Source organism: Coprococcus sp. AF51-11b1, from assembly GCF_027682785.1.
GTDB classification, from domain to species: Bacteria; Bacillota; Clostridia; order Lachnospirales; family Lachnospiraceae; genus Allocoprococcus; species Allocoprococcus comes.
This window is the reverse complement of record NZ_JAQCZB010000013.1, coordinates 1-22,609: the sequence shown is the minus strand read 5'-3', so window position 1 is coordinate 22,609 and position 22,609 is coordinate 1. Positions and strand designations below refer to the sequence as shown.

Genomic DNA, 22,609 nt, shown 5'->3' with positions numbered 1-22,609 from the left:
AATGGCAATTAAAATTGCACTTGCCGGAAACCCGAACTGCGGTAAAACTACCATGTTTAACGCGCTCACAGGAGCCAACCAGTATGTTGGTAACTGGCCAGGGGTTACTGTAGAGAAAAAAGAGGGTAAATTAAAAAGTAAGAAGACAAAGGAAGAAGTTATCGTAACTGACCTTCCGGGTATCTATTCAATGTCTCCATATACACTGGAAGAGGTCGTCAGCCGTGACTATGTGCTGAAAGAAAATCCGGATGTGATCATTGATCTGGTGGATGCAACCAATATTGAACGTAACCTGTATCTGACAACTCAGCTGATTGAGACAGGCGTTCCGGTTGTTATTGCACTGAACATGGCAGATCTTCTTGCGAAGAGAGGAATCAAGATTGATGTGAAGAGACTTTCAATGCTACTTGACTGTCCGATTATCGAGACATCTGCGCTGAAAGGTGAAGGACTTGACAAACTGATCGATGAAGCAGTAAAAGTTGCTAAGAAGTCAGAAATCGATCTTCCGAAAGATATCTTCTCAGCAGAGCTGGAAGGTGCTGTGGCAGAAGTTAAGAGCGTTCTTCCGAGTTCTGTTTCAGAAGAGAAGAAGAGATGGTACGCTGTAAAATTCCTTGAGAACGACAGCAAGGTAGTAGAGAGCATGAAACTTTCCGGTGCGGCAGCCCAGACGGTGGAAGCACAGAGAAAAGCTCTTGAAAAGAAACATGACGATGATATGGAAAGTATTGTAACAGACGAACGTTACAAATTCATCCAGAAGATTGTTTCAACAACTGTTCAGAAGGGAAAAGAAAAACTTACAACTTCTGATAAGATCGACCGTATCGTTACCAACCGGTTCCTCGGAATCCCGATCTTTATGCTGGTAATGTGGATCGTATATTATGTTTCTGTAACGACAGTCGGTACCTTTGTAACAGATTGGACAAATGATGTATTTGTAGTAGCAATTCAGGATGCAGCAACAAGCGCACTTTCAGCGATCGGTGCCGGCGACATGGTTATGGGACTTGTTGTTGATGGTATCATCGGTGGTCTTGGAGCCGTTCTTGGTTTCGTTCCACAGATGGCGATTCTGTTCCTTTTCTTGTCTATCCTTGAAGACTGTGGATACATGGTTCGTATCGCATTCGTCATGGACCGTGTGTTCAGACATTTCGGACTTTCGGGAAAGAGCTTTATCCCGCTTCTGATTTCATCAGGCTGCGGTATTCCTGGAATCATGGCTTCTAAGACTATTGAACAGGACAATGACAGACGTCTTACAATTATGACAGCAACTTTTATCCCGTGTGGAGCTAAGCTTCCGGTTATCGCTCTGATGGGTGGTGTTATTTCCGGTGAAGTAGCAGGATATCAGGAAAGTTCATTTATCGCACCGCTTATGTATTTCATTGGGATCGTTGCAGTACTTGTGGCTGCGATCATCCTGAAGAAGACAAAACCGTTCTCAGGAAAACCGGCACCGTTCGTAATGGAACTTCCACAGTACCATATTCCACAGGCTAAGACAGTTCTCCTTCATGTATGGGAAAGACTGAAAGGCTTCATCATCAAAGCCGGAACAATCCTGTTCCTTGCCTGCGTCGTAATGTGGTTCCTTGGCGGATTCGGATTTGTAGACGGAAGCTTTGGCATGGTAGAAGACAGCGCAGACAGTCTTATGGCAATGATTGGTGGCGTGATCGCACCGCTCTTTGCACCACTTGGATTTGGCGAGTGGCAGCCGGTAGCAGCTTCTATCTCTGGATTTACAGCAAAAGAAGCAATTGTTTCAACAATGGGTGTACTTGCAAATGTATCTGGTGATACAGAAGATGCAGTCAACGTAGCAGCTGGTGTTGCATCTTGGTTCCCAAGCTCAATTGCAGCATTTACATTCCTGATGTTCAACCTTCTTGATTCTCCTTGCCTTGCAGCAATTGCTACAATGGCACAGCAGATGCAGTCAAGAAAATGGTTCTGGTTCGCAATTCTCTTCCAGAACATCTTCGCTTACATCGTATGCCTCTGTGTATATCAGATCGGTTCATTCGTAACAGGCGGAGCATTCGGAGTTGGTACAGCAGTTGGATTCCTTTTCCTTATCGCAATCCTTTTCATGCTGTTCAGACCAGATCCGTATAAAAATCAGAAAGTTTATTCAAAACGTTCTGTAAACGCATAAGATTTATAAGAACTTTAAGGCGGAAGCCGGATGCAGAAGCCTGTGTCCGGCTTCCAGTGTAAAAGAAAGACAAGGTGAAGGTTATGATCGCAAATATTGTGATAGTGGCACTGATCGCAGCATATTGTATTTATCTGATTTACAAAGGTTATAAAAACCATAAAGAAGGAAAACCGGTCGGTTGCGCTGGATGCAGCGGTAACTGCGGTTCGTGTAGCGGATGTAGTGGAAAAACCGTACCAAAGAAGAAAGACTGAAAGGCGGAAGGCATATGGGAAGTTCAACAGGCTCTATGTTCTACGCATTCGGAGCATTCTTGATCATTTATCTTGTAGGAGTCAGCATATATCAGTTGGTTTTATGGATAAAGAAATGGCGTGAACGCCGGAAGGATGAGGAATAAGATGGTTGATGCAATTATTGTTCTGATCGTGATCGTACTTCTTATTTTTGCATTAAAGGGTACGCTTAAACATTTTAAAGGGGAAAGTCCTTGCTGTGGTGGTGGATCTGGACTGATCAAGACAGAAATTGAAGAAAAGGTTCTGGATCATCCGGCAATCGGTAAAAAGACGGTGATGGTTTCCGGTATGCACTGTGATCATTGCGTGAAAAGTGTAACGGAAGCAATCGACAAAATTGAAGGTGCATCTGCAAAGGTGAATCTCAAAAAAGAAGAAGCAGTTGTAAGCTATGACAGAGAAATTGATGATGATGATCTGAAAAAAGCTGTCGAGGAAGCAGGATTTAAGGTAGTTGATATCAGAGCCTAACAGGCGACAGCATGGAAAGGGGCTATCATGGACGCGAAAGAAAGAATAATCGAGCAGCTGAAAAGAAGTGGCTGTAGGGTTACGAAGCAGCGGCTCATGCTGATCGATGTTATTTTGGAAGGAAAATGTAATTGCTGCAAGGAAATTTATTATCAGGCGTCTCTGAAGGATCCGAGTATCGGACCGGCGACGGTATACCGTATGGTCAATACGCTGGAACAGATCGGAGCGATCAGCCGCAAGAATATGTATCGTATTTCGGATGATGGCAATAAGATGGAATGCATGGTAGAACTGGAGGATGGAACGGTTCTTGATCTTCCGGAAGATAAATGGACAGCAGTAATTAAATCTGGTCTGGATGCCTGTGGATTTTCGGGTGGACAGAATGTGAGAAACATCACACTCAAAGAAGCATAACATTGTAAAAAAACGTTCTGAAACGGAACGGTTCGGATATGGAGGCAGGTACCGTGGTTGTATCTGTCTCTTTAAGATACCGGGAAATGAGTTTCTTCTATATAAATATGGATATAGATAACTGTGAAAAGTTGTGTAAAAATTAAGGTGAAAATAGCGAATTCGTGTCAGATATAATGAAAAAAAGTTTGACAAAACTGATTTTACGCAAAAGTGAGAAAATTTATCAGAAGCAAAAAAAGACTGGAAATTTTCAGATTCGTGTCATATAATAGGCGTTAATGAAAAAACAGGAGGTACATAGATATGTTTGATATTACTAAAGTAAATTGGAAAAAGGTTGGAATTTTTGCATCAGGAGTTCTTTTTGGAACAGCTGGAATCAAAGCGCTTTCAAGCAAGGATGCTAAGAACGTGTACACAAATTGTACAGCAGCAGTTCTTCGCGCAAAAGACTGTGTTATGAAAACAGCTACAAATATCCAGGAAAATGCAGAGGATATTTACGCTGAAGCTAAGAGCATCAACGAAGAAAGAGCTGCTGAAATGGAAGAATTTTCTGATGCAGATACAGCAGCAGAGGCTGAAGAAGCTGAAAATACAGAGTTCAACGAAGTAACAGAGTAAGAGGCGCCTGAACGTGAAGTTTATAATTAAACATGAGATGAAAGGCCGGATGAGAGTCCGGCTTTTTCAAAAAAGAATGACATATGAACAGGCTGATATATTACAGTATTATCTGCTCTGCAATGAATCAGTCAAATTAGCAAAGGTATATGACAGAACCTGTGATGCAGTCATTAATTATACCGGCGACAGAGAAGATGTAATCCGTCTTCTGCAGAAATTTCACTATCAGACAGTGGAAGTTCCGGCAGACGTACTTGCAACTTCCGGTCGTGAAGTGAATGCGCAGTATCAGGAAAAGCTGTTCAATAAAGTAGTATTTCATTATGCAAGAAAATGGTTGCTTCCGTATCCACTGAATGCATGCTATACATCGGTCATGTCACTGAAGTATATCTGGAAGGGAATCAAGTGTCTGTGGGCACGCAAAATTGAGGTTCCGGTGCTGGATGCGACTGCAATCGGTGTATCCGTTGCACGTGGGGATTTCAGTACAGCCGGATCCGTCATGTTCCTGCTTGGAATCGGTGAGATTCTGGAAGAGTGGACACATAAGAAATCCGTAGATGACCTGGCAAGGACCATGTCTCTGAACGTAAGTAAGGTATGGCTGAAGACAGAAGATCAGGAAGTTCTGGTTCCTGCATCCAAGATAAAAGCAGGAGACCGGATTGTGATTCGTATGGGAACTGTGATTCCGTTTGACGGCGATATCGTGGATGGTGAAGCGATGATCAATCAGGCATCTCTTACCGGAGAGTCAGTGTCTGTCCGCAAGCCGGTTGGAAGCTATGCATATGCAGGAACGGTGGTTGAAGAAGGTGAGATCACAGTCGGAGTCAAACAGGTAAGCGGAAACAGCCGCTTTGATAAGATCGTTACGATGATTGAAGAATCTGAGAAGTTAAAATCAGGAGTAGAAAGCAAGGCAGAACATCTTGCAGACAGGCTTGTACCGTATTCACTTGGTGGAACAGCTCTTACCTATCTGCTGACGAGAAATGTCACAAAGGCCCTTTCAATCCTGATGGTAGATTTTTCGTGTGCCCTTAAGCTTTCAATGCCGATTTCGGTGCTGTCTGCAATCCGTGAAGCAAACCTTTACAATATTACCGTAAAGGGCGGAAAATATCTGGAAGCCGTGGCAGAGGCAGATACGATCGTATTTGACAAGACTGGTACACTTACAAAAGCAACACCTACCGTGGTGGATGTGGTTCCATTTGATGGAAGAACACCGGATGAACTGCTCCGTATTGCAGCGTGTCTGGAAGAACATTTTCCACATTCTATGGCAAAAGCAGTAGTAAATGCAGCAAAAGAGAAAAATCTGGATCATGAGGAAATGCATTCCAAGGTAGAGTATGTGGTTGCACATGGTATTTCTACAACGATTGATGATAAAAATGTAATTATCGGAAGCTCTCATTTTGTATTTGAAGATGAAAAATGTACAATTCCGGAAGGAAAACAGGAGTTATTTGACAGTCTTCCGGAAGAATATTCACATCTGTATCTTGCAATCGAGAATCAGCTTGCAGGAGTGATCTGTATTGAAGATCCATTGAGAGAAGAGGCGAAGACAGTAGTTGCCGAGCTCAAGAAAACAGGATTTGGAAAGATTGTTATGATGACAGGTGACAGCGACCGTACAGCTTCGGCGATCGCAAAGCGTGTCGGTGTGGATGAATATTATTCAGAAGTACTGCCGGAAGATAAGGCTGCATTTGTAGAAAAAGAAAAAGCAGCCGGAAGAAAAGTTATTATGATCGGCGATGGTATCAATGATTCTCCGGCGCTTTCTGCGGCAGATGTGGGAATTGCGATCAGCAACGGCGCAGAGATTGCACGTGAGATTGCAGATATTACGGTAGGTGCAGATGATCTTGGACAGATCGTGACCTTAAGACATCTCAGCAATAGGCTGATGAAGAGGATTCAAAGTAATTACCGTTTTATCGTTGGATTCAATTCCGGTCTGATCGTACTTGGAGTAACCGGTGTGATCCAGCCGACGACATCAGCACTTTTACACAATACTTCAACTCTGGCAATTGGGCTGAAGAGTATGAAGAATCTTCTGTAAGGCAGAACAATTTAATGATAGCTCTAAACGTGGGGGGTGATTCTCTGAATCATGCCCCATTGCTGGATTAAGAGGCAAAATAGCGTTACTGTTCACTCCCGTGTCAATCACTACGCTGATTGGCACGGAGGATGCACGTTTTATCTTGAATGGCATCTCGCCCATCGCCAAAGGCGATTTAAAATGGCGAGATGCGTTGCTGGTCACAGGTACTGTGAACAGTAACAAAATAGCAGATAGTATCCAAAAGGATAAGATTGACAAATGAAGGGATAATCCATACAATGATAAATAGATTGATAAAAGGGAGGAAGAAAAAAGCGTGAAAATTGATCTGTTTTCAATAGGAAAGTTTACGATACATGGATATGGACTGATGATCGCAATCGGTATCCTTTGTTGTGTGGTAATGGCTTCTTATCGGGCAAAAAAGAATGGTCTGGATCAGGAAGCAATTGTGGATATTGGAATTTACGGTGTAATCGGCGGTTTTTTAGGTGCAAAAATTCTATATGTGATCGTGGAGTTTAAGACGTTTATCAAGGATCCGAAGACGGTACTCGGTTCAGAAGGGTTTGTCGTATATGGTGGAATTATTGCCGGTTTTCTGACAGCAATTGTATATTGCAGAATCAAGAAGCTTTATTTTCTGGAATATTTTGATCTCGCTGTGGCAAGTATTTCGATGGCACAGGGATTTGGAAGAATCGGATGTTTTCTTGCAGGATGCTGCTATGGAAGGGAGACGACCTCCAGATTTGGTGTGGTCTTCCCGGAAGGTGGGCTTGCTCCGGCAGGTGTAAAACTGATCCCGACACAGCTTATTTCGTCGGCGGGCGATTTCCTGATCATGATCGTGTTACTTCTATATTATAGAAAGAATAAAAAAGACGGTACACCGGGAAACGTAGGTTTTTTGTATATGCTGCTGTATGGTGTGGGAAGATTTCTTGTTGAGTTTTTGAGAAATGATAACAGAGGGGGAGCTTGGATGTTTTCAACCTCCCAGTGGATCTCCATGGTGATCGTAGCAGGTGGAATTGTATTGTATCTTGTAAATAAAAAAAGGCATAAATGGTAAGGAAGCGGAAGATAGGGCCAGGTTCGTCCGGTGGACGAATGCATTGCGCCGACCGTAGCGGAGCGAAGACTCGAACCATGGGTTCAGGTCACGTTTTGGTACTATAAAAAGAAAACCTCTGATAAAAAACAGAGATAATTTTACGGTAAGGAAGCGGAAGATGGGGCGCAACTCGTCCGGTGGACGAGTGTTCTGCGCCGACCGTAGCGGAGCGAAGACCTGAACCATGGGTTCAGGTCACGCTTCGGTACTATAAAAAGGAACCTCTGATAAAATCAGAGATTCCTTTTTATAATGCGGAAGATGGGACTTGAACCCACACAAGCGCAATGCTTACAAGATCCTTAGTCTTGCTCGTCTGCCAGTTCCGACACTTCCGCACAAAAATATTTAATTACCAGATTCGGATAAATCCGAATGCGGAAGATGGGACTTGAACCCACACAGGCGCAATGCCTACAAGATCCTTAGTCTTGCTCGTCTGCCAGTTCCGACACTTCCGCATATCACTCAGTAAGCTTTGTTTTTAACTGCTCGCCGCTGACAAAAGCTATAATACTATATTCTAAACACAAAGTCAACAAAAAATTAAAAGAAATTTTAATTCGCAATATATTACAAAAAATATCGAAAAGATAAATAATTCAATAATTTTACAAATTTACTTTCTTATTATGAGAAAATATAGTAATATAATATATAATTGTGTGCGTTAAATGCGCGTTTTATCAATGAATTTGGGGATAATAAGAGCAGAAACTGGTGAAATGGAGGCATTTTATGGAGAAAAATATAAAAATGAAGGATATAAAAGAACTGGGAGAGCAGCTTGGAGAACTGCAAAGAGTGTGCAGGGAGAAAAAAATCCCGGTGATGATCGCGTTTGAGGGTTATGGAGCAGCAGGAAAAGGGCTTCAGATTGGTAATCTGATCCAGGCATTCGATCCAAGAGGCTTTAAAGTATATGCGGTAAAAAATGAAACGGAAGAGGAATGGATGCATCCTTTTATGTGGCGTTTCTGGACGAAGATCCCGGAAAAGGGAAGAATTGCGATTTTTGATACCAGCTGGTACCGGAGAGTTATGATTGAACGTTTTGAAGGAAAAACACCGGAAAAAGAGCTGGAAAAGGATTTTGCATCGATCCGTGCGTTTGAAAAACAGCTGACGGATGATGGAATGGTGATCATCAAACTGTTTTTAAAGATTGACCGGAAAGAACAGAAAAAGCGCTTTGAGAAACTGCTTGCTTCCAAGGATACTGCATGGCGGGTAAGCAAAGGCGATTTGAAGCGGAACCATGATTTTAAAGAGTATAAAGCAATCAATGAAGAGATGCTGCGGAAAACGGATGCAGATTACGCACCGTGGACAGTGATCAATGCTACAAAGAAGAAAGAAGCCAAAGTGGCTGTTTATCAGGCGGTGATCCAGGCAATGAAAGAAGCAGTCGCAAGAAAGGAACTGGAAGAAAAAGGCAGTCTGGAAAAGAAAACAGAAATGAAAAGGGAAACAGCAGAATCCATTCTGGCAAAGACGGATCTTTCCAAATCCATGCCAAAAGAGGTTTATGAGGAACGCTTAAAAGAGCTTCAGAAAAAGATGGAACATCTGCATGGAGAGCTTTATCGCAGGAGAATCCCGGTTGTCCTTGGCTTTGAGGGGTGGGATGCCGGAGGAAAAGGAGGTGCGATCAAACGTCTGACTTCACATATGGATCCGAGGGGATATGTGGTGAATCCGACAGCGTCACCGAGTGATACAGAGAAAGCACATCATTATCTGTGGCGTTTCTGGCGTGCAATGCCGAAAGCCGGCCATATTGCGATATTTGACAGAACCTGGTACGGAAGAGTGATGGTAGAGAGGATTGAAGGATTTTGCACCGAAAAAGAATGGAAGAGAGCTTATGGGGAAATCAATGCCATGGAGCAGGATCTGGTAAATGCAGGAGCAATCGTGCTGAAATTCTGGATGCAGATTGACAAGGATGAGCAGGCGAGAAGGTTTAAAGCCAGACAGGAAAATCCGAAAAAACAGTGGAAGATTACCGATGAAGACTGGAGAAACCGGGAAAAATGGGATCAGTATGAGGTGGCGGTAGAAGAAATGCTGGAAAAGACTTCTATGCCACATGCACCGTGGATCGTAGTGGAAGGAAATGATAAATACTATGCACGTATTAAAGTTCTGGAATGCGTGACAGAAGCAATCGAGAAACGACTGAAAGAAGAGAGAAAATAAAAAATGACAATTAGGGAACAGATGGAAGAAAGAGAAAAGGAATATCTAAGCCCCTGTGCCACATTAAGCATGGCTTCCCGGGGGAGAAAGAGAAATGAGCCACAGTGTGACATCCGACCGGTTTTTCAGAGGGACAGAGATCGGATCCTGCACAGTAAGGCATTCCGGCGCATGAAGCAGAAGACGCAGGTGTTTCTCCTACCAATCGGAGACCATTACAGGACACGGCTAACGCATACGCTGGAAGTATCGCAGAACGCCCGGACGATCGGAAAGGCGCTCAGGCTGAACGAAGATCTGGTGGAGGCAATTGCACTGGGGCATGATCTTGGGCATACTCCGTTTGGGCATGCAGGAGAGAGAGCTCTGAACAATGTGTGTCCGTGTGGATTTAAACACAATGAACAAAGTGTCCGTGTAGTAGAGGTGTTGGAGAAACAGGGGGAGGGACTGAATCTGACCTGGGAAGTGATCGATGGAATCCGCAATCACAAAAGTGCGGGAATGCCTGCGACACTGGAAGGGCAGATCGTCAGACTGTCTGATAAGATTGCTTATGTGAACCATGATATTGATGACGCAGTAAGGGCGGGGATCATGAATGAAGAGGAACTGCCCAAAGAGCTGCGAAAAGTTCTGGGCAACAGTAAAAGAGAGCGTTTGAACACACTTACCCATGATGTGATCGTAAACAGCATGGACAAACCGAAGATCTGCATGTCAGAGGAAGTCCGTGAAGCATTGATGGAGCTGCGGGCATATATGTTTACCCATGTTTATGAGAATCCACTTGCAAAGGGCGAAGAGGACAAAGCAATCCGAATGGTCGAAGATCTGTATTCTTATTATGAAACGCACATGGAAAAGATGCCGGAGCAGTATCTGAAACAGCTGCAGAAGGGGGAAATGCCGGAGATCGCAGTGTGTGATTACATAGCAGGAATGACGGATAATTTTGCCGTAAAAAAGTTTGAAGAAATTTTTATTCCACAATCTTGGAAATTTTAAAGGAAATAAAAAAGTTTTGTCGAATATATATTATGTAGGGGTTGCGCAAGGTGCGCGAACCCTGCCAGGAAGGTGTAGGACATAATGTATTATTCAGATGAGATTATAGAAGAAGTAAGATCGAAAAATGATATCGTAGATGTGATTTCCGGATATGTGAAGCTGAAGAAGCAGGGGAGTTCGTATTTCGGACTTTGCCCGTTTCACAGTGAGAAATCTCCTTCTTTTTCTGTGAGCAGGGATAAGCAGATGTATTACTGCTTTGGCTGCGGAGCGGGAGGAAATGTATTTACCTTCATTATGGAGTATGAGAATTATTCTTTTGTAGAAGCACTCAAGTTTTTGGCACAGCGTGCCGGTGTGGAGCTTCCGCAAGAGGAATATTCAAAAGAAGCGAAAGAAAGAGCAGATACGAGAAGTGCGCTGCTTGAGATGAACAAGCTGGCGGCCAAGTATTATTATGCGCAGCTGAAGACGGAGGGAGGAAGGCAGGCAAGAGAATACCTGCAGAACCGTCAGTTGAGCCAGGAGACGATCACCGCATTTGGACTTGGATATTCCAGCAAATACAGTGATGATCTGTTTCGATACCTGAAGATGAAGGGTTATAGTGAAGAGATGATCATCAAAGCCGGTCTGGTAAATGTCGATGAAAAGCATGGAGTTTACGACAAATTCTGGAACCGTGTCATGTTTCCGATTATGGATGTGAATAACCGAGTGATCGGATTTGGCGGGCGTGTGATGGGCGACGGGAAGCCAAAGTACCTGAACTCACCGGAGACTCTGATCTTTGATAAGAGCCGGAATCTGTACGGACTTCACCGGGCGAGAACATCAAGAAAGCCGTATTTTATTGTATGTGAAGGCTATATGGATGTAATTTCGCTCCATCAGGCGGGATTTACCAATGCAGTTGCATCACTTGGAACTGCACTTACAGCAGGACATGCAGCATTGATCAAACGGTATGTGAATGAAGTCTATCTGACCTATGACAGTGATGAAGCCGGAACTAAAGCGGCACTCCGGGCAGCTCCGCTCCTTCGGGAGGCCGGTGTGACGACCCGCGTGATCCGAATGGAACCGTACAAGGATCCGGATGAATTCATCAAGAATCTTGGAGCTGAGGCATTTGAAGAGCGGATCAGGAAAGCAAGGAACAGCTTTATGTTCGGTCTTGAGATGCTGGAAAAAGGTTATGACCTGAATGCACCGGAAGGAAAGACGGAATTCCTCAGAGAGGCGGCGAGAAGGCTGGCACGTTTTGAAGAAGAAATTGAACGTGATAATTACATAGAAGCGGTGGCAAAGACTTATCACGTCGGCTACGAAGAACTTAAGAAGCTGGTTGTCAAGGTAGCAGTCCAGAGCGGAATGGCAGCTCCGGCCACAAAGCCGAGACAGATGATCCGCCAGGAAACGCCAAAAGAGGATGGTCATATCCGGTCACAGAAGATTCTGCTTACCTGGCTGATTGACAGGGAAGAGCTGTTTGATCAGGTAAGCCGTTATGTTACGCCGGAGGATTTTACGGTGGAGCTGTACCGGAAAGTTGCTGAACTTCTGTATGAACAGCATGCAAAAGGAGAACTGAATCCTGCGCAGATCATGAATTATTTTACAGAGGAAGAGGAACACCGCGCGGTGGCAGCACTTTTCAATACGAGAATCAAAGAGCTGACGACTGCGGGAGAGCAGGAAAAAGCGATCAAGGAGACGATTCTCCGGGTAAAGGAGTACAGTATCGAAACCGCAACCCGGAATCTGGATCCGACAGACATTCAGGGGCTGCAAAGGCTTATGAATGCGAAGAAGGCAGTGCAGGACCTTCATAAACTGCATATTTCCATTAATTAGGGATAGAATATAAACAAGCGATGAGAGGAAGGACACTACATGGAAGAGAACGTAGTAAAGTTTCAGGAAAAATTAAAAAATCTGGTTGCCCTTGCGAAGAAAAAGAAGAACATTCTTGAAATTCAGGAAATCAATGATGCATTCCGGGATATGGAGCTGGAACCGACACAGATGGACAAGGTATTTGAGTACCTGGAGGCCAATGGGATCGATGTGCTTCAGATGAATGATGACTCCAATGTGGATGATGATGATCTGGAGATCATGCTTTCGGATGAAGACGAAGTGGATATGGAGAAGATCGACCTGTCTGTTCCGGACGGAATCAGCATCGAAGATCCGGTCCGTATGTATCTGAAGGAGATCGGTAAGGTTCCGCTTCTTTCAGCAGAAGAAGAGATTGAGCTGGCAAAGAGAATGGCAGATGGTGATGAAGAAGCGAAAAAGCGTCTTGCAGAAGCCAACCTGCGACTGGTAGTCAGCATTGCAAAGCGTTACGTGGGACGTGGTATGCTGTTTCTGGATCTTATACAGGAAGGAAACCTTGGACTTATCAAAGCGGTAGAGAAGTTTGATTATCAGAAGGGATTTAAGTTCAGTACCTATGCAACATGGTGGATCCGTCAGGCAATCACACGTGCGATTGCTGACCAGGCGAGAACCATCCGTATACCGGTTCATATGGTAGAGACGATCAACAAACTGATCCGTGTATCCAGACAGTTACTGCAAGAGCTTGGACGTGAACCTACGCCGGAAGAGATCGCTGCAGAGTTGGACATGCCGGTAGACCGTGTGCGTGAAATCTTAAAGATTTCCCAGGAACCGGTTTCTCTTGAGACTCCGATCGGTGAGGAAGAGGACAGCCACCTGGGCGACTTTATCCAGGATGACAATGTACCTGTTCCGGCAGAAGCAGCAGCGCAGACACTTCTGAAAGAACAGCTGGATGAAGTTTTAAGTACACTGACAGAGAGAGAGCAGAAGGTTCTCCGCCTGCGTTTTGGCATGAGTGATGGAAGAGCACGTACACTGGAAGAGGTCGGAAAAGAGTTCGATGTCACCCGTGAGCGTATCCGTCAGATTGAAGCAAAAGCACTCCGCAAGCTTCGTCATCCAAGCCGCAGCAGAAAATTAAGAGATTATTTGGATTAAGAAGATGGCTGAATTATCAAAAAGATTACAGGCAGTGGCGGATCTTGTCACACCGGGAATGCGTCTTGCGGATGTGGGAACAGATCACGCTTACATCCCAATCTATCTGACACAGAACGGGCTGGTTCCATCCGCAATTGCCATGGATATTAACAAAGGACCATTAGAGAGAGCGGATACACATATCCTTGAACATGGACTGGATGGGAAGATCGTTACCCGTCTTTCTGATGGTCTGGTGAATTTGAAAATGGAAGAAGCTGACACAATGATCGCCGCCGGAATGGGCGGCGGTCTTGTCATACACATTTTGAATGAGGATCTGGCAAAAACCAGAAGCTTAAAGGAACTGATCCTGCAGCCGCAGTCAGAGCTTGCGAAAGTTCGCCGTTATCTGGAAGAACATAGATTTCGTATCGTTGCAGAGGACATGGTGGAAGAGGATGGCAAATACTATCCGATGATGAAGGTGATCCCGACAGAGCAGAAAGGTCTTTATGCGGAAGGTGTTCCGGCAGCAGAAGAAGAGCTTGAATATGGAAAATATTTATTAGAGAAGGGTCACCCGGTGATGGGAGAATATCTGAAAAAGGAACTGTCTGTGAATCAGGGCGTGTATGAAAAGCTTCGGGTGCAGGAGAGTGAACGCACGAAGGAGAGAAGTGCAGAGGTTTTGCATATGATAAAGAGAGCAGAAGACCTGCTTGACCGGTATTTTTAGGAGGAAAATGATGATTTGCAGAGAAATTATAAAAGAAATAGAAGCACGTTTTCCAAAGCACTATGCTATGGAGTGGGATAATGTAGGACTGCAGGTCGGAAGAAGCGATAAAGAAGTAAAGCGGATCTATCTTGCACTGGATGCGACGGATGAAGTGATCGAAGAAGCAGCAGACTGGGGCGCAGATATGCTGATCACACATCATCCGATGATCTTTAAAGCAATGAAAAAGATCAATGACGAGGATTTTATTGGCAGAAGAGTACTGAAGTTGATCCGGGATGACATTTCTTACTATGCGATGCATACCAATTATGATGTAATGGGAATGGCAGAGCTTGCTGGGAAGGTACTTGAACTGAGTGAACCGGAGGTTCTGGAAGTGACGGGAAGCATGCATTCAGAATCCGGCGAAGTTCCGGTTGGAATCGGAAGAGTTGCTGATCTGGCACAGCCGATGGATTTAAAATCCTGTGCGGAAATGGTAAAAAAAGCATTTGATCTTCCGAATGTGAAAATTTTTGGAGAGCCGGATATGCAGGTACATCGCCTTGGTGTTTTTCCGGGCTCCGGGAAGAGCGCAATTTCCGTATCTTTGGAAAAAGGTGTGGATGTACTGGTGACAGGTGACATTGATCACCATGAGGGGATTGATGCGGTTGCGCAAAAAATGGCAGTAATTGATGCCGGACACTATGGCGTGGAGCATATCTTTATTGCAGATATGGAACATTTTTGCCGGGAGAAATTTCCAGAGGCAGAGATCCGGACAGCAAAGATCCGGCAGCCATTCTGGGTTTTGACGTAAGGTGTTTGGGAGCGGGGAGAAAACAGACAGATTTGTCAAAGCGCCGTAAGGCAGAAAGAAGGCGGTAAATATGGAACAGCAGATGTACAAAGTACAGATTGACGGGGAAGAGAGAAGTTTTCCGGCAGGAACCACATATCTGCAGATTGCCGGGGAATATCAGGAAAGATACCCACATGATATTGTTCTTGTATATGTAAATGGAAAGCTTCAGGAGCTTGGAAAGAAGCTGAAAAAGGACTGTGCGCTCCATTTTGTGACGACAGGCGAGACAATTGGAAATCTTACCTATCGCCGTGGTGTAAGTTTTCTGCTGGTGAAGGCAGTATATGATACAATCGGACACGATAAGATAGAACAGGTGAGAATCCATTTTTCTGTAGATAAAGGGTATTATTGTACAATAAAAGGAGATCAGAAGCTGGATCAGGAACTGCTTGCAAGGATTGAAGAACGGATGCATGAAATGGCAGATATGGATCTTTCAATCCGGAAGAGATCGGTTCATACCGATGAAGCGGTTGAAATGTTCCGCAAGTACGGTATGAAGGATAAAGAGCGTTTGTTCCGGTATCGCAGAGTGTCTACAGTCAATATTTACAGTATCAATGAATTTGAGGACTACTATTACGGCTATATGGTTCCATCAACCGGCTATCTGAAATATTTTAAATTATATTTATATGATGAGGGATTTGTAGTGCAGATGCCGGAGGCAGCTGAACCGGAAAAGATACCTCCGTTTCAGCCTCAGAATAAGCTGTTTCATGTGCTGAAGGAATCTACGCGTGGCGGTGATATGCTTGGAATTGAGACGGTAGGGGCACTGAATGATTATGTGACAGGCGGCAGCACCAATCCAAAGGAACTGCTTCTGGTACAGGAGGCAATGCAGGAGAAGAAGATTGCGCAGATCGCAGAGCAGATTGCAGGAAATCCGCAGAAAAAGTTTGTCTTGATCGCCGGTCCTTCTTCGTCAGGAAAGACTACATTTTCCAGACGGCTTTCCATCCAGCTCCGGGTAAGCGGTCTGGTCCCGCATCCGATTTCGGTGGATGATTACTTTAAGAACCGTGTGGATACACCGCTGGACGCAGAAGGAAAGCCGAATTATGAGTGTTTGGAAGCACTGGATGTGGAACTTTTTAATCACGATCTGAAAAAGCTGCTTGCAGGAGAACGGATTGAGCTTCCGACGTTCAATTTCAAGACCGGAAAACGGGAATATAACGGACATTATATGCAGCTTGGTGAGCAGGATATTCTGGTGATCGAAGGCATTCATTGTCTGAATGATGCGTTGACCCATGATCTGCCAAAAGAAAATAAATTCAAGATCTATATCAGTGCACTGACCCAGCTGAATATCGATGAGCATAACCGGATCGCATCAACAGATGGACGTCTGATCCGCCGGATGGTGCGTGATGCAAGAACCAGAGGTACTTCGGCAAAGCAGACGATCGCTATGTGGCAGTCGGTGCGAAGAGGGGAAGAGAACAATATTTTCCCGTATCAGGAAGACGCGGATGTGATGTTCAATTCAGCTCTTCTTTATGAGCTGGCAGTTCTGAAAGCTTATGCAGAACCGATTCTGTTCGGAATTGAGAAGGACTGCGCCGAATATCAGGAAGCGAAGAGACTGCTCAAATTCCTGGATTATTTTGTGGGGATCGGAAGTGAGTATGTTCCGCAGAATTCGATTTTGAGGGAATTTATTGGAGGCGGATGTTTCGATTTGTAGAATGTTGAAGCTGGTCACATGGTAAGAGAGCGATATAGATTATAGAGGCAGTTTGAATCCGTTCCGCTGTTTTTTTAGTGTGATTCGTCGTCAGAAATAAACAGAAGAAGAGCTTCTGGGAGAATGAATATCTTTGTTCTCTCAGGAGCTCTTCTTCTGTTTGACCGGAAAATACATATGGAAAATTCTTCCATAAAAAGAGTATTATGTGCCGGGGAAGGGGATCACTTAAATATATTTATCAGAGTAACATATCTTCAGGCACAGGCGCTGTGAAATGCATTTCTTCTCCTGTGATTGGATGCCGGAAACGCAGATGATGTGAGTGCAGTGCCTGACGGCTGATATGGCTGTAATCCGGATTATAGAGAAAATCTCCCGGAAGCGGATGACCGATGTAATTCATATGCACCCGGATCTGATGAGTGCGTCCGGTATCCAGCTTTAAGGCAACCAGAGAGTAGACCGGATCTGTATTTGTGATGGAAAGCCTGCGGTAATGGGTGCAGGCATATTCACCATGTTTAAAATCGACCATGCGCTCGATGGTAGAACCTTCTTTTCTGGCAATTGGAGCAGTGATGATTCCGTCTTCCGGGACGATTCCCGTGGCAAGTGCCAGATATTCCCGGTGGATTTCCCGGCGTGCCGTCATGGCAGAGAGGAGAGAGGCACTGTAAAGATGCCGGGCAATGATCAGAAGACCGGTGGTGTCCCGGTCAAGCCGGTTAATGCAGCGGTAGACAAAAGGCTCGCCTTTCTCTTTGAAATACCATGCACAGGCATTGGCAAGTGTGTTGTCATAATTTCCCTGGGAAGGGTGAATTGGCATTCCGGCAGGTTTATTGATGACCAGCAGATCCGGATCTTCATATACGATCGAAAGAGGCAGATCTGACGGAACAATATTTTCGGAGAATTTTGTTTCGGTAATCCGGATGGCAAGCTGGTCGCCGGGAGTAAGAAGGGTGCGTGCCAGTACCGGTTCCCCGTTCAGACGGATTCCTTCCGGATCTTCTTTGATTGCCCGGATCAGAGAAGAAGAATATCCATGAGCTTTTAAAAACTCATGGATATTGGAAGTTTTCTGTTCGGTTATTGTATAATTCAGAATTCTTTCCCACATTACTTTGATTTCACTTCCCGCCATAATTCATTGTAGACAGCATCGTTTTTATCTCCAAGGAATTTGAAGGTCTCACATCCGGAGAGCTCGCTTGCATCCGGGAATGCAATCTTGCTGTTGCGGATGGACTCGTCTTCAATCAGTTCCCGCGCTGCTTCATTTGGAGTCGAGTAGGTGATGTACTCAAAGTTCTTCAGTGCGATGTCCGGACGGCAGAGGAAGTTGATGAACTTTTCTGCATTTTCCTTATGCTCTGCATTCTTCGGAATTACCCAGGAGTCGATCCAGATATTGGATCCTTCTTTCGGGATCACGTATTCCAGGTTTGGATTTTCTTTCTGTGTGTAAATGGCTTCACCGGAGTAAATAACACCGATGGCTGCTTCATTTCCGATCATCTTGTCACGCACCTGGTCAACGACGTATGCCTGAACCAGTGGTTTCTGTCTGAACAGAAGATTCTTCGCTTCGTTCAGCTCGTCCAGGTCGGTTGAGTTCAGGGAATATCCAAGATATTTTAAGGTAACACCGAATGCATCGCGGACGCTGTCCTGCATCAGAATGCTGTCCTTGTACTTTGGATCCCAGAGAACAGACCAGGAATCAATTGGTTCGTCTACCATGGTTTTGTTGTAAAGGATCCCGACAGTTCCCCAGCAATAAGGAACAGAGTATTTATTTTCCGGATCAAATGCTTTGGACTGATCCATGTAAGTCTGTCCAATATTTTTGATATTCGGAATATTATCCCAGTTGATCTCGGCGAGGAGATCATTCTCGATCATACGCTGGATCATATAGTCAGAAGGGCAGACCACATCGTAGGAAATGGCGCCGGACTGCACCTTCGGGTACATGATCTCATTGGTTTCGTATTCTTCATAAACTACCTGGATACCGGTTTCTTCTTCAAAGATATCCAGAACATCCGGATCCAGATATTCGCCCCAGTTGTAGACAATTACCTTTTCGGAGCCAGAAATCTTTGTCTTTGAATTGTAGAAAAATCCTCCGGCTGTAATGACGATCACGAGCAGTGCCGGTACGACACGTGTTACGACGAGACGCATCGTGTGGCGTGCACGGGATGGCTTGCGGATCGTGCCGTCTTTTTCGTGAACTTCTTTTTCCGGTTTTAAATTGATCAGGAAGAGAAGGAAGAGCACCGTTACAAACATGATCGTTGAGAGTGCGTAAATTTCCGGACGGATTCCTTTTCGTACTTCACTGTAAATTTTGGTGGACAGGGTATCGATTCCAGGTCCTTTGGTAAAGTGGGTGATCACAAAATCATCCAGCGACATGGTAAATGCAAGCAGGAAACCGGAAAGAATTCCTGGAAGGATATCCGGAAATACGACTTTGAAAAAAGCGTAGATCGGGGAAGCACCCAGATCCAGTGCGGCTTCATAGGTCCGCCGGTTGGTCTGCTTTAGTTTTGGCATGACGCTTAAAATGACGTATGGGATATTAAAGGTTATATGTGCAATCAGGATTGTCGAAAATCCCATGGTCATACGGAATGCGATGAACAGCAGCATCATAGATACACCAGTCACAATATCTGCGTTCAGCATCGGAATGTTGGTGACACCCAGCATAAAGGTACGGAACTTGCGGTTCATACTCTGGATTCCAATGGAAGCCAAAGTTCCGATCACGGTTGCAATCAGCGCAGAAAGAAGTGCGATGATCAGGGTGTTGTATAAGGTGCTCATGATCGCTTCATCCTGGAAAAGGGATACATACCATTTTCCGGTAAATCCGCCCCATTTGGCACGGGTTCTGGAACTGTTAAAGGACAGAACCATCAGTGTCATGATCGGAGCATAGAGGAAGATCACGATCAGCAGTAAATATAAATTCTGTAATTTCTTTTTCATTAGAATGCTGTGCCCTCCCCGTCTTTATCGTATTTGGCGATCAGAGCCATACTTGCAATGATGAAGATCATCAGGACAAGTGAAAGTCCACTTCCTACATGCCAGTTGCTTCCCTGCTGGAATTCCTGTTCGATGACATTTCCGATCAGAAGGATCTTGCTTCCACCGAGGAGGTTGGAAATGACGAAGGTTGTAAGTGCAGGTACAAATACCATAGTGATTCCACTGATGATACCCGGAACACTAAGCGGAAGGATGATCTTGGTAAATGTCTGGATATTTCCGGCACCGAGATCTCTGGCTGCGGAAATAACATCTTTGTCAATCTTTACAAGTACATTGTAAATCGGCAGCACCATGAACGGCAGGAAGTTGTAGACCATACCGAGGATGATCGCTGTCGGTGTGTTGATAATGTTCCATGAAGGCAGCCCGAAGAAATGGAGAACGGAGTTGATGACACCGTTTTTCTCCAGGAGGTTCTGCCATGCAAGAGTTCTGAGCAGAAAGTTCATCCACATCGGAAGGATGAAAACAAGTACTACGAAGCTGGACTGGTTTACATTTCTTCCGACAAGGATTATTGCCAGAGGATAGGCAAGGATCAGGCAGATCACTGTGCTGACAAATGCAAGCAGAAGTGCAAGCCCCAGAGCCTTTAAATTCTCAGGTGTTGTGATTTTGGCAAGGTTCATCCAGGTGAATTTTCCGTCATTGTCAGTCAGACCATAATAGAAGATCATGATCAGAGGAATGATAATGAAAGAAACTGCCCAGAAAAGGTATGGCCCAGCCAGGAGACGTTTGCTATTCTTCAATTCCTACAGCCTCCTCATCTTCAGATTCCGGTTTTTTCATGATCTGAATATCAAACGGGTCAACATGGATTCCAACCTCAGTGCCAACCGGGAACATATCGGTGCTGTGTACCAGCCATTCATAATTGTTGGCAAGGACTTCCATTTCATAGTGGACTCCTTTGAAAATCAGATGGGTAACGACACCCTTTAATATGCCTTCTTCTGGTTTTACAAGATCGATGTCCTCCGGACGGATGACCGCATCGACCGGTTTGTTGGTTCCGAATCCGGTATCCACACACGGGAATTCGGCACCGACAATATTGACCAGCTTATCGCGTACCATGATGGCATTGAAAATGTTGCTATCGCCAATGAAGTCGGCTACGAAAGCATTTTCCGGCTCGTTGTAGATATCTTCCGGTGTACCGATCTGCTGGATGTATCCCTGATTCATGACAACAATCGTGTCAGACATGGTGAGGGCTTCTTCCTGATCGTGGGTAACGTAGATAAATGTAATTCCCAGCTCATTTTTTAAACGGATCAGTTCATACTGCATGTCCTGGCGGAGCTTTAAATCCAGGGCACCGAGAGGTTCATCCAGAAGAAGAACTTTTGGTTCATTTACAATGGCGCGGGCGATGGCAATACGCTGCTGCTGCCCCCCACTTAAAGAATCCGGATAACGGTTCTGGTAACCTTCCAGATTGACCAGTTTTAATGCATAATGAATCTTATCATCGATGTAAGATTTTGATTTCCCTTTGATCTTCAGACCAAAAGCAATATTTTCAGCAATGGTCATATGGGTGAAAAGCGCATATTTCTGGAAAACAGTGTTGAGCTGTCGTTTATTCGGTGCAAGGGATGTAATGTCCTTTCCATCGAAAATTACTTTTCCGGAGTCCGGATTTTCGAATCCGCCGAGGATACGCAGAAGCGTTGTCTTTCCGCAGCCGCTAGGTCCTAAAAGTGTGAGAAATTCATTTTCTCTGATATAAAGGTTCAGGTCGTCCAGAACCAGATTGTCTCCATATGATTTGGAAACACCAACAATGTCAATCAGTTTGTTTGGCATATGTATAATCCTCCTGTGTACTTAAAAACTTGGGGGAGTGCTGACCCAGATCAGGCGTGCCCCGGAAGAAGACGATGCTTCTATATAATGCTTTGCGTGGGGAGTAAAATAAAAGGATTCTCCCTTTTTAGCTTTGTAGACCTTATTGCCTACGTGGATTTTGACGGAACCCTGAAGCACGTATCCGAATTCCTCACCTTCGTGTGGAAGATCCGGGTAGGTTGCACCGCCCGGAGCCAGGGTAAGACGGATCGGTTCCATCATATTGCGCTGGGCATTTGGAATGATCCATTCAATCGTATTCTTCAGATCAGTATCCTTTTTTTCAAAATAATCCTCATCACCGAAGACAACCTGTTCTTCCTCGTCATCGCTGAAAAATTCATTCAGATTGGTGCCGAGACACTGCAGAATATCAACCAGTGTGGCGATAGAAGGAGAAGTAAGATCCCGTTCCAGCTGGGAAATGAATCCCTTCGAAAGCTCACTCCGGTCTGCAAGTTCTTCCTGGGTAAGATTTTTCGCAATACGGAGTTCCCTTACTTTCTGTCCTATGTTCATAAATAGCTCCTTTCTGTAAATTGTTTGTAAAAATAAAAATAAACCTAGAGTTTAGTATTTCTATACACACGACAAGGTTTATTATACTATAGTTTAGAGAAAAAGCAACCGTTTTATAAGGAAAATGGAGGCTTTTTTGAAAAATAAAAAACGGGTAAGAATTGACTAATTTTAGTTTAGATTATCTTCAGATCGCTTTTGAAAAAATTGCATGAAAAAATCCTCCGAATCGAAAGGAAATCCGAGGGATTTTAGCTGATTACCGGAAAGTTTTGATTTGTCGATTCCATATGTTTGGAAGCGGAAATGGTAGGATACTAATGAGGGTGTGGGAAGTTGATTCCTACATCCTTTTTTAGTGCGTAAAAAATGATTGAATGTTATAATAGAAGCAGCCTGCAAATAAAAAGTCAAGGCTAAATTGAAGAACATTGAAAATTTTATACAGGTTG

21 protein-coding genes and 2 tRNA genes are annotated in these 22,609 nt (G+C 44.5%); 16 read left to right on the top strand and 7 right to left on the bottom strand.

Annotation, left to right across the window (positions count from 1 at the left end; all coding sequences use genetic code 11):
• The first annotated feature begins 1 nt into the window (after position 1).
• The 9 genes from feoB (at position 2) to PGY05_RS12740 (ending at position 7,166) form a co-directional block, all read left to right on the top strand.
• A complete protein-coding gene (gene feoB / locus PGY05_RS12780; protein WP_055155678.1) occupies positions 2 to 2,179 on the top strand; it encodes a ferrous iron transport protein B in 2,178 nt (725 codons plus the stop codon).
• Between the two features lie 83 nt (positions 2,180 to 2,262).
• Positions 2,263 to 2,436: a FeoB-associated Cys-rich membrane protein gene (locus PGY05_RS12775; RefSeq protein ID WP_117833987.1), complete on the top strand. Its 174-nt coding sequence runs from the start codon at positions 2,263 to 2,265 to the stop codon at positions 2,434 to 2,436.
• A gap of 14 nt (positions 2,437 to 2,450) precedes the next feature.
• Entirely contained in the window at positions 2,451 to 2,582 is a 132-nt protein-coding gene (locus PGY05_RS12770) for a hypothetical protein (RefSeq protein WP_008374867.1), read from the top strand.
• A 1-nt stretch (position 2,583) separates the two neighbouring features.
• Positions 2,584 to 2,952, top strand: a complete 369-nt coding sequence (locus PGY05_RS12765) for a heavy-metal-associated domain-containing protein (protein ID WP_118217274.1) — start codon at positions 2,584 to 2,586, stop codon at positions 2,950 to 2,952.
• Positions 2,953 to 2,979: 27 nt separating this feature from the next.
• Positions 2,980 to 3,372, top strand: a complete 393-nt coding sequence (locus tag PGY05_RS12760) for a Fur family transcriptional regulator (RefSeq protein ID WP_055155676.1) — start codon at positions 2,980 to 2,982, stop codon at positions 3,370 to 3,372.
• Positions 3,373 to 3,678: 306 nt separating this feature from the next.
• Complete coding sequence (locus tag PGY05_RS12755; protein ID WP_173687698.1) at positions 3,679 to 3,999, top strand: DUF6110 family protein; 321 nt, start codon at positions 3,679 to 3,681, stop codon at positions 3,997 to 3,999.
• 13 nt (positions 4,000 to 4,012) lie between these two features.
• The gene (locus PGY05_RS12750) at positions 4,013 to 6,085 is read left to right on the top strand and encodes a heavy metal translocating P-type ATPase (protein WP_270476082.1); all 2,073 of its coding nucleotides are present in this window, start codon (positions 4,013 to 4,015) and stop codon (positions 6,083 to 6,085) included.
• A gap of 100 nt (positions 6,086 to 6,185) precedes the next feature.
• Complete coding sequence (locus PGY05_RS12745; protein ID WP_270476081.1) at positions 6,186 to 6,353, top strand: hypothetical protein; 168 nt, start codon at positions 6,186 to 6,188, stop codon at positions 6,351 to 6,353.
• A 54-nt stretch (positions 6,354 to 6,407) separates the two neighbouring features.
• Positions 6,408 to 7,166, top strand: a complete 759-nt coding sequence (locus PGY05_RS12740) for a prolipoprotein diacylglyceryl transferase (RefSeq protein WP_270476080.1) — start codon at positions 6,408 to 6,410, stop codon at positions 7,164 to 7,166.
• Between the two features lie 295 nt (positions 7,167 to 7,461).
• Here the strand turns inward: PGY05_RS12740 and PGY05_RS12735 are convergent.
• Positions 7,462 to 7,546: transfer RNA gene (locus tag PGY05_RS12735), tRNA-Leu, on the bottom strand.
• 38 nt (positions 7,547 to 7,584) lie between these two features.
• A tRNA-Leu gene (locus PGY05_RS12730) sits at positions 7,585 to 7,669 on the bottom strand.
• Between the two features lie 277 nt (positions 7,670 to 7,946).
• Here PGY05_RS12730 and pap point away from each other — a divergent pair.
• From pap to PGY05_RS12695, 7 genes are all read left to right on the top strand, one after another.
• Positions 7,947 to 9,410 carry a polyphosphate:AMP phosphotransferase gene (pap, locus tag PGY05_RS12725; RefSeq protein ID WP_270476079.1) on the top strand — a complete coding sequence of 488 codons (1,464 nt, stop codon included), beginning with the start codon at positions 7,947 to 7,949 and terminating at the stop codon, positions 9,408 to 9,410.
• Between the two features lie 3 nt (positions 9,411 to 9,413).
• Positions 9,414 to 10,418 carry a deoxyguanosinetriphosphate triphosphohydrolase gene (locus PGY05_RS12720; protein ID WP_055155673.1) on the top strand — a complete coding sequence of 335 codons (1,005 nt, stop codon included), beginning with the start codon at positions 9,414 to 9,416 and terminating at the stop codon, positions 10,416 to 10,418.
• 84 nt (positions 10,419 to 10,502) lie between these two features.
• Entirely contained in the window at positions 10,503 to 12,278 is a 1,776-nt protein-coding gene (gene dnaG, locus PGY05_RS12715) for a DNA primase (protein WP_270476078.1), read from the top strand.
• A gap of 39 nt (positions 12,279 to 12,317) precedes the next feature.
• On the top strand, positions 12,318 to 13,433 hold the full coding sequence (gene rpoD / locus PGY05_RS12710; RefSeq protein WP_008374891.1) for an RNA polymerase sigma factor RpoD: 1,116 nt from the start codon (positions 12,318 to 12,320) through the stop codon (positions 13,431 to 13,433).
• Between the two features lie 4 nt (positions 13,434 to 13,437).
• Positions 13,438 to 14,154, top strand: coding sequence for a tRNA (adenine(22)-N(1))-methyltransferase (locus PGY05_RS12705; protein WP_270476076.1), 717 nt, complete (start codon positions 13,438 to 13,440; stop codon positions 14,152 to 14,154).
• Between the two features lie 10 nt (positions 14,155 to 14,164).
• Positions 14,165 to 14,962, top strand: a complete 798-nt coding sequence (locus PGY05_RS12700; RefSeq protein ID WP_044999230.1) for a Nif3-like dinuclear metal center hexameric protein — start codon at positions 14,165 to 14,167, stop codon at positions 14,960 to 14,962.
• Positions 14,963 to 15,032: 70 nt separating this feature from the next.
• A complete protein-coding gene (locus tag PGY05_RS12695; protein ID WP_270476075.1) occupies positions 15,033 to 16,706 on the top strand; it encodes a nucleoside kinase in 1,674 nt (557 codons plus the stop codon).
• A gap of 241 nt (positions 16,707 to 16,947) precedes the next feature.
• Here PGY05_RS12695 and PGY05_RS12690 read toward each other — a convergent pair whose 3' ends face one another.
• Genes PGY05_RS12690 through PGY05_RS12670 form a run of 5 tightly spaced genes read right to left on the bottom strand, consistent with a single transcriptional unit; the run spans position 16,948 to position 22,157 of the window.
• Complete coding sequence (locus PGY05_RS12690) at positions 16,948 to 17,856, bottom strand: RluA family pseudouridine synthase (protein WP_330673018.1); 909 nt, start codon at positions 17,854 to 17,856, stop codon at positions 16,948 to 16,950.
• The gene (locus PGY05_RS12685; RefSeq protein WP_270476074.1) at positions 17,832 to 19,715 is read right to left on the bottom strand and encodes an extracellular solute-binding protein; all 1,884 of its coding nucleotides are present in this window, start codon (positions 19,713 to 19,715) and stop codon (positions 17,832 to 17,834) included. Before PGY05_RS12685 ends, PGY05_RS12690 begins: the two co-directional genes overlap by 25 nt.
• A complete protein-coding gene (locus tag PGY05_RS12680; RefSeq protein WP_270476073.1) occupies positions 19,715 to 20,533 on the bottom strand; it encodes an ABC transporter permease in 819 nt (272 codons plus the stop codon). The genes PGY05_RS12685 and PGY05_RS12680 overlap by 1 nt, the downstream gene beginning before the upstream one ends.
• Positions 20,523 to 21,596, bottom strand: coding sequence for an ABC transporter ATP-binding protein (locus PGY05_RS12675; RefSeq protein WP_270476072.1), 1,074 nt, complete (start codon positions 21,594 to 21,596; stop codon positions 20,523 to 20,525). Before PGY05_RS12675 ends, PGY05_RS12680 begins: the two co-directional genes overlap by 11 nt.
• A gap of 21 nt (positions 21,597 to 21,617) precedes the next feature.
• Complete coding sequence (locus PGY05_RS12670; protein ID WP_008374904.1) at positions 21,618 to 22,157, bottom strand: helix-turn-helix domain-containing protein; 540 nt, start codon at positions 22,155 to 22,157, stop codon at positions 21,618 to 21,620.
• Positions 22,158 to 22,609 lie beyond the last annotated feature (452 nt).